The sequence below is a fragment of the Pseudomonas sp. Sample_21 genome, assembly GCF_004307525.1.
GTDB lineage: Bacteria > Pseudomonadota > Gammaproteobacteria > Pseudomonadales > Pseudomonadaceae > Aquipseudomonas > Aquipseudomonas atacamensis.
In genome coordinates this window covers 25,240-39,551 of sequence record NZ_RCNZ01000060.1, presented here as the reverse complement: position 1 = coordinate 39,551, position 14,312 = coordinate 25,240, and the positions used below count along the sequence as shown (strand labels likewise).

Here is a 14,312-nt window from a genome sequence, read left to right as displayed (position 1 = left end):
GGGTAAACACCACCGGGGATGATCGTTCCCACGCTCCGCGTGGGAATGTCTCTAGGGACGCTCCGCGTCCAGTGACGCGGAGCGTCACGGGCTGCATTCCCACGCAGAGCGTGGGAACGATCAGTGCAGGAAAACCTAGCGCTGATGCACCAGCGCCCCCGCTGCATACGTCTGCGCCACGGTGCGGTCATCGCCCAGGGTCATCAGCACAAACAACGTCTCGGCGATGTTATTCGACTGTTTCAAGCGATAGCTCAGCAGCGGCGTGGCGTTGTAATCCAGCACCAGGAAGTCGGCATCCGAACCCGGTTGCAGGTTACCGATCTTGTCTTCCAGGCGCAGCGCCCGCGCACCACCCAAGGTCGCCAGGTACAGCGACTTGAACGGGCTCAACCGCGCGCCCTGCAGTTGCATGACCTTGTAGGCTTCGTTGAGGGTTTGCAGCAGCGAGAAACTGGTACCGCCGCCGACGTCGGTGCCGAGGCCGACATTGAGCTTGTGTTTCTCGGCCATCGGCAGGTTGAACAGGCCGCTGCCGAGGAACAGGTTCGAGGTCGGGCAGAACGAGATCGCCGAGCCGGTTTCCGCCAGGCGCGCGCATTCTTCGTCACACAGGTGCACGCCGTGGGCGAATACCGAGCGTTCGCCGAGCAATTGGTAGTGATCGTAGACGTCGAGGTAGCCCTTGCGCTCCGGGAACAGCTCCTTGACCCACTCGATCTCCTTGAGGTTCTCGCTGATGTGGGTCTGCATGTACAGATCCGGATATTCCGTCAGCAATTGCCCGGCCAGGGTCAGTTGTTCCGGAGTGCTGGTCGGCGCAAAACGCGGCGTCACCGCATAGTGCAAGCGACCCTTGCCGTGCCAGCGCTCGATCAGCGCCTTGCTGTCGACGTAGCTGGATTCGGCGGTATCGACCAGATAATCCGGGGCATTGCGGTCCATCATCACCTTGCCGGCGATCATGCGCAGATCAAGCTTCTCGGCGGCCTCGAAAAACGAATTCACCGATTGCGGATGCACGCTGCCGAACACCAGCGCCGTGGTGGTGCCGTTGCGCAGCAGTTCCTTGATGAAAATATCGGCCACTTCGTCGGCGTGAGCCTTATCACCAAACTGGCTTTCGCAGGGAAAGGTGTAGGTGTTCAGCCAGTCGAGCAGTTGCTCGCCGTAGGAGCCGACCATGCCGGTCTGCGGCAGGTGAATGTGTGTGTCGATAAAGCCCGGTGTGATCAGCGCATCCTGATAATGGTTGATCTCGATATCTGCCGGCAGGGTTGGCAGCAGTTCGCTGGCGTGGCCGAGGGCGCTGATCTTGCCATCGTCGATCACCAGCAGGCCGTCCTCGAAATATTCATAGGAGGCTTCGATACCGACTTCGGCAGGGTCGGCGGTGCTGTGCAGGATGGCGGCGCGGTAGGCTTTGCGAGTCAGAGGCATGAGGGTTCTCTAATCAGTTTGAGGCTTTGAGTTTGGCGGCCTGACTGCGGCGCGAGGCGGGCAGCAGTCGGGCAATCGGTTCGGCGCGGGCGCTGTGCTGGCCGAAATTGGCGTTGTAAGTGGCGATGATTTCGCCGGCGATGGAGATGGCGATTTCCACAGGCAATTTGCCTTTGACTTCGCCGATGCCCATCGGGCAGCGCATGCGCTGCACCACGCTCGGGTCGAAACCACGATCGCGCAGGCGGTGTTCGAATTTGGCGCGTTTGGTTTTCGAGCCGATCAGGCCGAACCAGGTGAAATCGTTGCGCTTGAGAATCGCCGCGGTCAGTTCCAGATCGAGCTGATGGTTGTGGGTCATGACGATGCAGTAGCTGCCGGCGGGCAGGTCATCGACTTCGTCCACTGGCTCTTCGCTGACGATTTTACGCACGCCGTGGGGGATGTGTTCAGGGAACTCGGCCTCGCGCGAATCGATCCAGCGCACCCGGCAGGGCAGGCCGGCCAGCAGCGGCACGAGGGCGCGCCCGACATGCCCGGCACCGAATACGGCAATCTGTGCTTGCACCTGGCCCATGGGTTCGAACAGCAACACCGTGGCGCCACCGCAGCACTGGCCGAGGCTGGCACCGAGGCTGAAGCGCTCCAGATGGGTGTCCTGCTTGCCGCTGGCGAGCATCTCGCGGGCGATCTGCATGGCTTTGAATTCCAGATGCCCGCCACCAATGGTGTCGAACAGGCGGTCGGCACTGACGACCATTTTCGAGCCGGCGTTGCGTGGCGTCGAACCGAGTTCTTCGATGATCGTCACCAGCACACAGGGTTCGCCCTGATTCTGCAGGTCGGCGAGGGCGTCGATCCAGTTGTACATACACACCTCTCAGATCGTTCCCACGCTCTGCGTGGGAATGCATCACTGGACGCTCCGCGTCCGCTGTTCAGGATGCGACGCAGAGCGTCGCGGGCTGCATTCCCACGCAGAGCGTGGGAACGATCATCAAACAACCGCGGTTTCAGCTTCGACAGCTTTCACCGCTTTGAGCTGGCGCATCTGCTCGCAGCCCCACAACACCCGCTCCGGCGTGGCCGGCGCATCGATCTTCGGCTGATGCTGATAATCACCGAGGCTCGCCACCGCGTCCTTGATCGCGCACCAAGCGGCGATGCCGAGCATGAACGGCGGTTCACCGACGGCTTTGGAATGGAACACCGTGTCTTCCGGGTTCTTGCGGTTTTCCACCAGTTTCACTCGCAGATCCAGCGGCATGTCCGCCACCGCCGGGATCTTGTAGCTGGCCGGGCCGTTGGTCATCAGCTTGCCTTTGTTGTTCCAGACCAGCTCTTCCATGGTCAGCCAGCCCATGCCCTGGACGAAACCGCCCTCGACCTGACCGATGTCGATCGACGGGTTCAGCGAGGCGCCGACGTCGTGCAGGATGTCGGTGCGCAGCATCTTGTACTCGCCGGTCAGGGTGTCGACGATCACTTCGCAGCAGGCTGCGCCGAAAGCGAAGTAATAGAACGGACGCCCACGCGCCTGACTGCGGTCGTAATAGATTTTCGGGGTCTTGTAGAAACCAGTGCTCGACAGCGAGACCTGATTGAAATACGCCTGCTGGATCAGCGCTTTGAAGGTCAGAATCTGCTCGCGCACCCGCACGTGGCCGTTGCGGAATTCGACGTCTTCTTCGCTGACCCTGTAGTGCCGCGCGGCGAATTCGACCAGGCGTTGCTTGATGGTCTGCGCTGCGTTCTGCGCGGCTTTGCCGTTCAGGTCGGCGCCGCTGGAAGCAGCGGTCGGAGAGGTGTTCGGCACTTTGTCGGTGTTGGTCGCAGTGATCTGCACACGATCGATTTCGACTTGGAACACTTCCGCCACGACCTGAGCGACTTTGGTATTCAGGCCCTGACCCATTTCCGTGCCGCCGTGGTTCAGGTGGATGCTGCCGTCGGTGTAGATGTGGATCAGCGCACCGGCCTGATTGAGGAAACTGGCGGTGAAGGAAATGCCGAATTTCACCGGTGTCAGCGCCAGGCCTTTTTTCAGGATCGGGCTGTTGGCGTTGTAGCGACGGATCGCTTCGCGGCGCTCGGCGTACTGGCTGCTTTCTTCCAGTTCGGCGGTCATCTCTTCGAGCATGTTGTGCTCGACGGTCTGGTAGTAATGGGTGACGTTGCGCTCGGTCTTGCCGTAGTAGTTGGCCTTGCGCACCGCCAGCGGGTCGAGCTTCAAGTGCCGGGCAATCGCGTCCATCACTTCCTCGATGGCGACCATGCCTTGCGGGCCACCGAAGCCACGGTAAGCGGTGTTCGAGGCGGTGTTGGTCTTGCAGCGGTGACCGTTGATGGTGGCATCGCCGAGATAGTAGGAGTTGTCCGAGTGGAACATCGCCCGGTCAACGATCGAGGCGGACAGGTCCGGCGAGCAGCCGCAGTTGCCGGCCAGCTCCATGTTGATCCCGTGCAGACGGCCGCTGCTGTCGAAACCGACGTCGTACTCAACGTAGAACGGGTGGCGCTTGCCGGTCATCAGCATGTCTTCGACGCGCGGCAGGCGCATCTTGGTCGGTTGGCCGGTGAGGTGCGCGACCACCGCGCACAGGCACGCCGGGCTCGCGGCCTGGGTTTCCTTGCCACCGAAACCACCACCCATGCGGCGCATGTCGACAACGATCTTGTTCATCGACACGTCGAGCACTTCGGCGACCAGTTTCTGCACTTCGGTCGGGTTCTGCGTCGAGCAGTAGACGATCATGCCGCCGTCTTCAGTGGGCATCACCGAGGAGATTTGTGTCTCCAGATAGAAGTGCTCCTGGCCGCCGATGTGCAGCGTGCCCTGAATACGGTGTTCAGCCGTGGCCAGTGCAGAGGCCGAGTCGCCGCGCTGGTGGGTGTGGCTGTCGAGCACGAAATGGCGCTTGCGCAGGGCTTCGACGACGTCGAGCACCGGTTCCAGATCTTGGTATTCGATGATCGCCGCCATCGCTGCCTTGCGCGCGGTTTCCAGGTCTTTCGCCGCGACCGCCAGCACCGGCTGGCCGACGAACTGCACGTCATCGATGGCCAGCAGCGGGTCGCCCGGCATCAGCGGGCCGATGTCTTTCAGGCCCGGCACGTCTTCGTGGGTAATGACAATGCGCACGCCTTCGAAGGCGTAGCACGGCGACGTGTCGATGCTGAGGATTTTCGCGTGGGCGCGGTCCGACAGGCGTGCATACAGGTGCAATTGGTTGGGGAATTCCAGGCGATCATCGATGTACTGCGCTTCACCGGACACATGCTTGGCGGCGCTGTCGTGCTTGACGCTGCGGCCGACACCGGTGGTCAGGTCCTGGGCGAACAATTCGGCCAATTCAGCCTGGGTCTTCTCTACGGCGTGATGATTAGACATAAGCGGTCACCCGAGTCTCGATGTGCGGTGTTTGCAGTTCGATGAAGTATTTGCGCAGCAGGTTCTGCGCGCTGAGCAGGCGATATTCCTTGCTGGCGCGGAAGTCCGAGAGCGGCGTGAAGTCTTCGGCCAGCGCGGCGCAGGCGCGTTCGATCACGGCATTGTTGAACGGTGCACCTTGCAGCACGGCTTCGCAGTGCGCAGCGCGTTTCGGAATCGCCGCCATGCCGCCGAAGGCCACCCGGGCGTCGGCGATCACGCCATTTTCCACGCGCAGATTGAAGGCAGCGCAGACGGCGGAGATGTCGTCGTCCAGGCGCTTTGACACTTTATAGGCGCGGAACAACTGCTCGGCGCTGGCGCGCGGGACGATGATTTTTTCGATGAATTCGCTTTCCTGACGCGCGGTGACGCGGTAGTCGATGAAGTAATCTTCCAGGTTCAAGGTGCGGCGGGTTTCGCCTTTGCACAGCACGATCTGCGCGCCGAGGGCGATCAGCAGCGGTGGCGAGTCACCGATCGGCGAGGCGTTACCGATGTTGCCGCCGAGGGTGCCTTGATTGCGGATCTGCAACGAGGCGAAGCGGTGCAGCAATTCGCCGAAGTCCGGATATTCGGCATTCAACGCTTCGTAACAGTCGGAGAGGGCGGTGGCGGCGCCGATTTCGATGCGGTCATCGAAGGTTTCGATGCGCTTCATTTCGGCGACGTTACCGACATAGATCATCACCGGCAGAGTGCGGTGGAACTGGGTGACTTCCAGCGCCAGATCGGTGCCGCCGGCGAGCAGCCGCGCTTGTGGATAAGCGTCGTAGAGATCGGCCAGGTCAGCGACGGTCAGCGGCACCAGGCAGCGCTTGTCGCCGCTGTTGAGTTCGCCGATATCGGTCGGCGCGATGGCCTTGAGGCGGGCAATGGTCTCGGCTTCGCGGGCGTCGAACTGATCCGCAGGCTTGGCGCAGCAGGATTGTTCGGCAGCGGCGAGAATAGGGCGGTAGCCAGTGCAGCGGCAGAGGTTGCCGGCCAGCGCTTCGTGAGCCTTGGCCTGATCCGGCGCGTCGCTGTTCTTTTGCAGGGCGAACAACGACATTACGAAACCGGGGGTGCAGAAGCCGCACTGCGAACCGTGGCACTCGACCATGGCTTTCTGCACGCTGTGCAGTTCGCCCTTGTGCTTGAGGTCTTCAACGCTGATCAGTTGTTTGCCGTGCAAGGACGAGACGAAAGTCAGGCACGAGTTGAGGCTGCGATAGCGAATATGTTCACGCCCCGTGTCATCGGTCTGCAACTCGCCAACCACCACGGTGCAGGCGCCACAGTCACCGCTGGCGCAACCTTCTTTGGTGCCGGGCTTGCCCACGTGTTCGCGCAGGTAATTGAGCACAGTCAGATTCGGGTCCAGGGCGTGCTCGCTACGGAGTTCCTGGTTAAGTAAAAACTGGATCACGGAAGGCCTCGCAGACTCATTATTGTTGTTAACCGACGTGAACCGAATTTAGCAGGTCTGACTTTTCGGTCAATGGTTTTCTGACTTAAAGGTCAGGAAAATCCGTTTCGTCGATCAACAGCGTGTCTATTCAGTATTGACCTTCATCGGTCACGGCGCTTTTTTGCGGGATTCGTGCCAAAAACCGCTGAGTGGGCACTCCGCCATGACCGCGCATTTGCGCTACACTGCGCCGCTTGTGCAGATCGATAGAGTTTGAAGGACAACCATGACGTTCAAGGCGCCGGACAGCCTCGCCGAGCAAATCGCTCACCACCTCGCCGAGCGCATCATTCGTGGCGAAATGAAGCCGGGAGAGCGCATCCAGGAACAGAAGGTCACGCTGGCGCTCAACGTCAGCCGCGGTTCGGTCCGCGAAGCCTTGCTGATCCTCGAGCGCCGTCACCTGATCGCGATCCTGCCGCGTCGTGGCGCCCACGTTACCGAGCTGACGCCGCACAAGGTGCGGAGCCTGTGCACGCTGATGAGCGAGCTGTACATCCTGCTCGGCAATTCGGTGGCCAATGGCTGGCAAGTGCAGTCGGACATGGCGCCGTTCGTGCAGATCCAGCAGCGCCTGACCGCCAATTACGAACGCGGCGACATCCGCAGCTTCGTCGATGACAGCTTTGCGGTGATGCGCGCCGCCTATCCGTTTGCCAACAATCCGTACCTGCAAGAAACCGTCGAGAACCTCCAGCCGGCGATGAGCCGCGCGTATTTCCTCGCCCTCGAACAGCGCAAGGCGGAAATGAGCGAATTCCTCGAACTGTTCGAACGCTTGCTCGCCGCCGTACTCGCCCGTGATTTGCCGCAGATCCGCATCGTGCTCACGGCGTATGCCCAGCGCAGCTGCGATCTGGTGGTGTCTGCGCTGACGGTTGCCTGAGCGTGCGGCTGAAGTGCATCAAACTGGCGGGGTTCAAATCCTTCGTCGACCCGACCACGGTGAACTTCCCCAGTAACATGGCGGCGGTCGTCGGGCCGAACGGTTGCGGCAAGTCGAACATCATCGACGCCGTGCGCTGGGTGATGGGCGAAAGTTCGGCGAAGAACCTCCGTGGCGAGTCTATGACCGACGTCATCTTCAACGGTTCGACCAGCCGCAAACCGGTGAGCCAGGCGAGCATCGAACTGGTGTTCGACAACTCCGATGGCACGCTGCTCGGCGAATACGCGGCCTATGCGGAAATTTCCATCCGCCGCAAAGTTACCCGCGATAGCCAGACCACTTATTACCTCAACGGCACCAAATGCCGTCGGCGCGACATCACCGATATCTTCCTCGGCACCGGCCTCGGCCCGCGCAGCTACTCGATCATCGAACAGGGGATGATCTCCAAGCTGATCGAATCCAAGCCCGAAGACCTGCGCAATTTCATCGAAGAAGCGGCGGGCATCTCCAAGTACAAGGAGCGTCGCCGCGAGACTGAAAACCGTATCCGCCGCACCCACGAAAACCTCGCCCGCCTGACCGACCTGCGCGAAGAGCTGGAGCGCCAGCTCGAGCGCCTGCACCGTCAGGCCGAGGCGGCGAAAAAGTATCAGGAACTCAAGGCCGAAGAGCGTCAGCTCAAGGCGCAACTGTCGGCCCTGCGCTGGCAGGATCTCAACGAGCAGGTCGGCCAGCGTGAGTCGATCATCGGCAATCAGGAAGTCAGCTTCGAAGCACTGGTCGCTGAACAGCGTAACGCTGATGCGGCCATCGAACGCCTGCGCGACGGTCACCACGACCTGTCCGAGCGCTTCAATCTGGTGCAGGGCCGCTTCTATTCGGTCGGCGGTGACATTGCCCGGGTCGAGCAGAGCATTCAGCATGGCCAGCAGCGGTTGCGCCAGTTGCAGGACGATCTGAAAGAAGCCGAGCGCGCGCGTCTGGAAACCGAGTCGCACCTGGGCCACGACCGCACGTTGCTGCTGACCCTCGGCGAAGAACTGGACATGCTCACCCCCGAGCAGGAAGTCACCAGTGCCGCCGCCGAGGAAGCCGCTGCGGCCCTCGAAGAAGCCGAAACCACCATGCACGGCTGGCAGGAGCAGTGGGATGCTTTCAACCTGACCGCTGCCGAACCGCGCCGTCAGGCTGAAGTGCAACAGTCGCGAATCCAGCAGCTGGAAAGCAGCATGGAGCGTCTGGCCGACCGGCAGAAACGTCTCGCTGAAGAGCGCGCGTTGCTGTCCGCCGACCCGGAAGACGCGGCGATCATGGCGCTCAACGAGCAGCTCGCCGAGTCCGAAGCGACCCTCGAAGATTTACAGACCAGCGAAGAAGCGCAAGTCGAAAAGCTTGAACAACTGCGTCAGGAATTACAGCAAGCGTTGACCGCACAGCAGCAGGCGCAGGGCGATCTGCAGCGGCTCAACGGGCGTTTGGCGTCGCTGGAAGCCTTGCAGCAGGCCGCGCTCGATCCGGGCACCGGCACCGCCGAATGGTTGAAGGAACACAATCTCGCCGAGCGTCCGCGTCTGGCCGAAGGCCTGAAGGTCGAGGCCGGTTGGGAGCTGGCGGTGGAAACCGTGCTTGGCGCCGACCTGCAAGCGGTGCTGGTCGACGATTTCAGCGGTTTTGATCTGTCCGGTTTCACTCAAGGCGATTTGCGCCTGCTCAGCCCGGCCAGCGATGGCGTGCGGGTGGCCGGCAGTCTGCTGGACAAAGTCGAGGCGCAGATCGATCTGTCGCCGTGGCTCGGCCAGGTCAAACCGGTCGACAGCCTTGAACAGGCGCTGGCCTTGCGCGGTCAGTTGAGCGCCGCGCAGAGCCTGATTAGTCGCGATGGCTACTGGGTCGGTCGACACTTTTTACGCGTACGTCGCGCCAGCGAAGCGGAAAGCGGCATGCTCGCCCGTGGCCAGGAAATCGAAGACCTGCAACTGGAGCGTGAAGAGCGCGAAGCCACGGTCGAGGCCATGGAAACCCGCCTGCAAACCCTGCGCGCGCAACAGCGCCAGCAGGAAAACGGCCGCGAACATCTGCGCCGCTTGCTGCAGGACGAAGCGCGCCAGCAAGGCGAACTGAAAGCACAATTGTCCGCCGGCAAGGCCAAGGCCGAGCAACTGACATTGCGCCGCACCCGTCTCGATGAAGAACTGGTCGAACTCGCCGAACAGCGCGAGCTTGAGCACGAGCAGGTCGGCGAAGCGCGCATGAATTTGCAGGAAGCGCTGGATTCCATGGCGCTCGACACCGAGCAGCGCGAGTTGCTGCTGGCCCAGCGCGACAGCCTGCGCGAGCGCCTTGATCGCGTGCGTCAGGAAGCGCGGCAGCACAAGGATCACGCCCATCAACTGGCCGTGCGTCTCGGCTCGTTGCGCGCCCAGCACGACTCCACGCGCCAGGCGCTGGAACGTCTGGAAATGCAGGCCGAGCGCCTGACTGAAAAGCGCGAACAGTTGAGTCTGAATCTGGAGGAGGGCGAGGCGCCGCTGGAAGAGCTGCGTCTGAAACTCGAAGAACTGCTCGACAAGCGCATGACCGTCGATGAAGAACTCAAGACTGCGCAGATCGCCCTGGAAGACGCCGATCGTGAATTGCGCGACGCGGAAAAACGCCGCACCCAGGCCGAGCAGCAATCGCAGTTGATTCGCGGCCAGCTCGAACAGCAACGCATGGAATGGCAGGCGCTGACCGTACGGCGCAAGGCTTTGCAGGATCAATTGCTCGAAGATGGCTACGATCTCAACGGCGTGCTCGCCACATTGACCGCACAAGCCAGTGAACGCGAAGCCGAAGAAGAACTCGAACGCATCAACGCACGGATTCAGCGCCTGGGTGCGATCAACCTCGCGGCCATCGATGAATACACGCAACAATCGGAGCGTAAACGTTATCTGGATGCGCAGGACGCCGATCTGGTCGAGGCGCTGGAGACCCTGGAAAACGTCATCCGCAAAATCGATAAGGAAACCCGCAACCGTTTCAAAGATACCTTTGATCAGATCAACGGTGGTTTGCAGGCACTTTTCCCGAAAGTTTTCGGTGGCGGGCGCGCGTATTTGGAACTGACGGGCGAAGATCTACTCGATACAGGGGTGACGATCATGGCGCAGCCGCCCGGGAAGAAGAACAGCACCATCCATTTGCTCTCCGGCGGCGAAAAAGCCCTGACTGCACTGGCCCTGGTTTTTGCCATCTTCAAGTTGAACCCGGCGCCGTTCTGCATGCTCGATGAGGTTGACGCGCCACTGGATGACGCTAACGTTGGACGCTACGCACGCCTGGTCAAAGAGATGTCGCAGACCGTGCAGTTCATTTACATCACCCACAACAAGATCGCCATGGAAATGGCCGAGCAGTTGATGGGTGTGACGATGCATGAACCGGGCTGTTCGCGACTGGTGGCGGTGGATGTCGAGGAGGCGATGGCGATGGTGGACGCCTAGCGGCGCGGCTGCAGGTTACAAGCTCCAGGCTGCAAGTGGACGGCTTGTGGCTTGGAGCTCAAAGCTTGTAGCTGCGAAGCCTTTGATCGTGCTAGTTTAATGTCAATTTTTCGTATACGTGGGCAAAACGCCTGTCAGAACATAGAGTTGGCGCCACGTTTTAAAGCGGTTTACGCAGTGTAAACCCCTTATTTTTCAGCATTTTTTATAGAGGCACGGGATTACATGGAAATCGGTCTGCGCGAGTGGCTGATCGTCATCGGCATCATTGTGATAGCCGGTATTCTTTTCGATGGCTGGCGCCGTATGCGCGGCGGCAAGGGAAAGCTGAAATTCCGTCTCGACCGGAGCCTGTCCAATCTGCCGGACGAGGACACCAGCGCCGAGCTGTTGGGCCCGGCCCGCGTCCTGGATACGCACAAAGAGCCGCAACTGGACGAGCACGATCTGCCGTCGGTGAGCATGCCTAACCGCGAAGCCCGCGAGCCGCGTGAATCCGGTTCGAAACGTGGCAAGCGCGGCAGCAACGGCCCGGCGCAGGGCGACTTGAACCTCGACCTCGATCTGGACGGCGGCCCGAGCTTCAGCAGCCGCGATGACGATTTCGCCGAAGACAGCAAGCCTGCAGCGGCCGTGGCGGAAAAAGATCAGCCACAAGCCGAAGAAGTCCTGGTGATCAGCGTGATCTGCCGCGACCCGGCCGGCTTCAAAGGCCCGGCGCTGCTGCAGAACATTCTCGAAAGCGGTCTGCGTTTCGGCGAGATGGACATTTTCCACCGCCACGAAAGCATGGCCGGCAACGGCGAAGTGCTGTTCTCCATGGCCAACGCGGTCAAGCCGGGCATTTTTGATCTGGACGACATCGACCATTTCAGCACCCCGGCGGTGAGCTTCTTCCTCGGTCTGCCAGGCCCGCGTCATCCGAAGCAGGCCTTCGACGTGATGGTCGCGGCAGCCCGCAAGCTGTCCCAGGAACTGAACGGCGAACTGAAAGACGACCAGCGCAGCGTACTGACTGCGCAGACGATTGAGCACTACCGTCAGCGCATCGTCGAATTCGAACGCCGCGCCCTGACCCAGAAGCGCTAAGGCCAAATCAAAAGATCGCAGCCTTCGGCAGCTCCTACAGAGGACCGCGATAACTGTAGGAGCTGACGAGTGCAACGAGGCTGCGATCTTCTGGCACCGCCGCCGATAATGGAATAAAACTGGAGCAGCCTCGGCTGCTCTTTTGCTTTATGAGAGAACACCCATGACCGCCGCCAAAACCCGCATTCTAGAGCTGCGCGCTGAGCTGGATCAGCACAACTATCGCTATCACGTTCTCGACGAGCCGAGCATTCCCGATGCCGAGTACGACCGCTTGTTCCACGAGCTCAAGGCGCTGGAAGCGGCCAACCCGGAACTGATCACCAGCGATTCGCCGACCCAGCGCGTCGGCAGCATGGCGCTGACTGCGTTCACTCAGGTGCGTCACGAAATCCCGATGCTCAGCCTCGGCAACGCCTTCGAAGAATCCGACATGCGCGAGTTCGATCGCCGCGTCAACGAAGGCCTCGACGTGCCGGCCGGCGATCTGTTCGGTGGCGGCGCGGCGGTGGAATACAGCTGCGAGCCGAAGCTCGATGGCCTGGCGGTGAGCCTGCTGTATCAGGATGGTTTGCTGGTGCGCGGCGCCACCCGTGGCGATGGCACCACCGGCGAGGACATCAGCGTCAACGTGCGTACCGTGCGCAATATTCCGCTGAAGCTGCACGGCGAAGGCTGGCCGGCGACGCTGGAAGTGCGCGGTGAAGTGTTCATGTCCAAGGCCGGTTTCGAGCGCCTCAATGCTTCGCAACTGGAAATCGGCGGCAAGACCTTCGCCAACCCGCGCAACGCGGCAGCAGGCAGCCTGCGCCAGCTCGATTCGAAGATCACCGCCAATCGGCCGCTGGAATTCTGCTGCTATGGCATCGGTCAGGTGTCTCACGATATCGCCGACACCCACATCGGTAACCTCAAGCAGTTGCAGAAGTGGGGCATGCCGATCAGTCACGAACTGAAGCTGGCCAAGGGCATCGATGAGTGCCTGGAGTACTACCGCGACATCGGCGAGCGCCGTAACTCGCTGGCCTATGAAATCGATGGCGTGGTGTTCAAGGTCAACAGCATTGCCGACCAGCGTGAACTGGGCTTCCGTGCCCGCGAGCCGCGCTGGGCGATCGCACACAAATTCCCGGCGATGGAAGAACTCACCGAGCTGCTCGACGTGGAATTCCAGGTCGGCCGCACCGGTGCGGTGACTCCGGTGGCGCGTCTGAAACCGGTGAAAGTCGCCGGCGTCACCGTGGCCAACGCCACATTGCACAACATGGACGAAGTCGCGCGACTGGGGTTGATGATCGGCGACACGGTGATCATTCGCCGCGCCGGTGATGTGATTCCGCAAGTGGTGCAGGTAGTCATCGAGCGTCGCCCCGATGACGCGCGCCCGGTGGCCATTCCTCAAAGCTGCCCGGTTTGCGGCTCGCACGTCGAACGCACGCAACTGGTCAAGCGCAGCAAGGGCAAGGAAACCTTCAGCGAAGGTGCGGTGTATCGCTGCGTCGGCCGACTGGCCTGTGGCGCGCAATTGAAGCAGGCGATCATTCACTTCGTCTCGCGCCGGGCCATGGACATCGAAGGCTTGGGCGACAAGAGCGTCGAGCAACTGGTCGACGAAGGCCTGGTCAGTTCGCCGGCTGATTTGTATGCGCTGAAATTCGACGACATCGTCGATCTGGAAGGCTTTGCCGAGGTATCGAGCAACAAGCTTCTCAAAGCCATTGAAGACAGCAAGCAACCGAGCCTGGCACGTTTCATCTATGCCCTCGGCATTCCCGATGTCGGCGAAGAGACGGCGAAGGTGCTGGCGCGTTCGCTGGGTTCGCTGGAACGCGTGCAACAGGCCTTGCCGCATGTGCTGACCTACCTGCCAGATGTCGGCCTGGAAGTGGCGCACGAGATCCACAGTTTCTTTGAGGATGCGCACAACCAGCAGGTCATCAGCGAATTGCTCGGCCATGGTTTGCAGATTCAGGATCAAGGCGAGTTGGGCGCCGAATTCGCCGCCAGTACCACCCTGGGCGGCTTGCTCGACAAACTGCACATTCCCTTCGTCGGCCCCGGTGGTGCGCAGAAACTCGCCGATCGCTTCGGTTCGCTGGAAGCGGTGATGAACGCTGACTGGCTGGACATGCGCCAGGCATTGCCGGAGAAGCAGGCCAACTCGGTGCGCGAGTTCTTCGCCTCGCCTGAGCATCGGCAACTGGCCGAGCGGGCCGAGCAGCAGCTGCGCGATTTCGGCATGCATTGGCAGAGCGAGAAAAAAGTCGTCGAAGGTCTGCCGCTGTCCGGCGAAACCTGGGTGCTGACCGGCAAGGTCGAGTTGATGAGCCGGGATGTGGCCAAGGATCATCTGGAAAGCCTGGGCGCCAAGGTCGCCGGTTCGGTGTCGGCGAAAACCCATTGCGTGGTCGCAGGCCCGGGTGCCGGGTCGAAACTGACTAAGGCCAACGAGCTGGGCGTGAAGGTCATGGACGAAGAAGCGTTTATCGCTTTCCTCAAAACCCACGGCGTCCCTGTCTGACCGGA

At 61.2% G+C, this 14,312-nt stretch carries 8 protein-coding genes; 4 read left to right on the top strand and 4 right to left on the bottom strand.

What is annotated here, in order from left to right; all coding sequences use genetic code 11:
• Positions 1 to 135 precede the first annotated feature (135 nt).
• From guaD to xdhA, 4 genes are all read right to left on the bottom strand, one after another.
• Entirely contained in the window at positions 136 to 1,440 is a 1,305-nt protein-coding gene (guaD, locus tag D8U71_RS09930; protein WP_130887694.1) for a guanine deaminase, read from the bottom strand.
• 13 nt (positions 1,441 to 1,453) lie between these two features.
• Positions 1,454 to 2,311 (bottom strand): xanthine dehydrogenase accessory protein XdhC, encoded by an 858-nt coding sequence (xdhC, locus tag D8U71_RS09925; protein ID WP_130887693.1) that lies wholly within the window; start codon positions 2,309 to 2,311, stop codon positions 1,454 to 1,456.
• 126 nt (positions 2,312 to 2,437) lie between these two features.
• The gene (xdhB, locus tag D8U71_RS09920) at positions 2,438 to 4,831 is read right to left on the bottom strand and encodes a xanthine dehydrogenase molybdopterin binding subunit (RefSeq protein ID WP_130887692.1); all 2,394 of its coding nucleotides are present in this window, start codon (positions 4,829 to 4,831) and stop codon (positions 2,438 to 2,440) included.
• Positions 4,824 to 6,278: a xanthine dehydrogenase small subunit gene (gene xdhA / locus D8U71_RS09915; RefSeq protein ID WP_122881599.1), complete on the bottom strand. Its 1,455-nt coding sequence runs from the start codon at positions 6,276 to 6,278 to the stop codon at positions 4,824 to 4,826. Before xdhA ends, xdhB begins: the two co-directional genes overlap by 8 nt.
• A 268-nt stretch (positions 6,279 to 6,546) precedes the next feature.
• Here xdhA and D8U71_RS09910 point away from each other — a divergent pair, with 268 nt between their 5' ends.
• The 4 genes from D8U71_RS09910 to ligA all read left to right on the top strand — a co-directional run bounded on the left by D8U71_RS09910 (position 6,547) and on the right by ligA (position 14,307).
• Entirely contained in the window at positions 6,547 to 7,206 is a 660-nt protein-coding gene (locus D8U71_RS09910) for a GntR family transcriptional regulator (protein WP_130887691.1), read from the top strand.
• A 2-nt stretch (positions 7,207 to 7,208) separates the two neighbouring features.
• Positions 7,209 to 10,697 (top strand): chromosome segregation protein SMC, encoded by a 3,489-nt coding sequence (smc, locus tag D8U71_RS09905; RefSeq protein ID WP_130887690.1) that lies wholly within the window; start codon positions 7,209 to 7,211, stop codon positions 10,695 to 10,697.
• Between the two features lie 225 nt (positions 10,698 to 10,922).
• Positions 10,923 to 11,786 carry a cell division protein ZipA gene (zipA, locus tag D8U71_RS09900; RefSeq protein WP_016773851.1) on the top strand — a complete coding sequence of 288 codons (864 nt, stop codon included), beginning with the start codon at positions 10,923 to 10,925 and terminating at the stop codon, positions 11,784 to 11,786.
• Positions 11,787 to 11,949: 163 nt separating this feature from the next.
• A complete protein-coding gene (gene ligA, locus D8U71_RS09895) occupies positions 11,950 to 14,307 on the top strand; it encodes an NAD-dependent DNA ligase LigA (protein WP_125927745.1) in 2,358 nt (785 codons plus the stop codon).
• Positions 14,308 to 14,312: the final 5 nt, after the last annotated feature.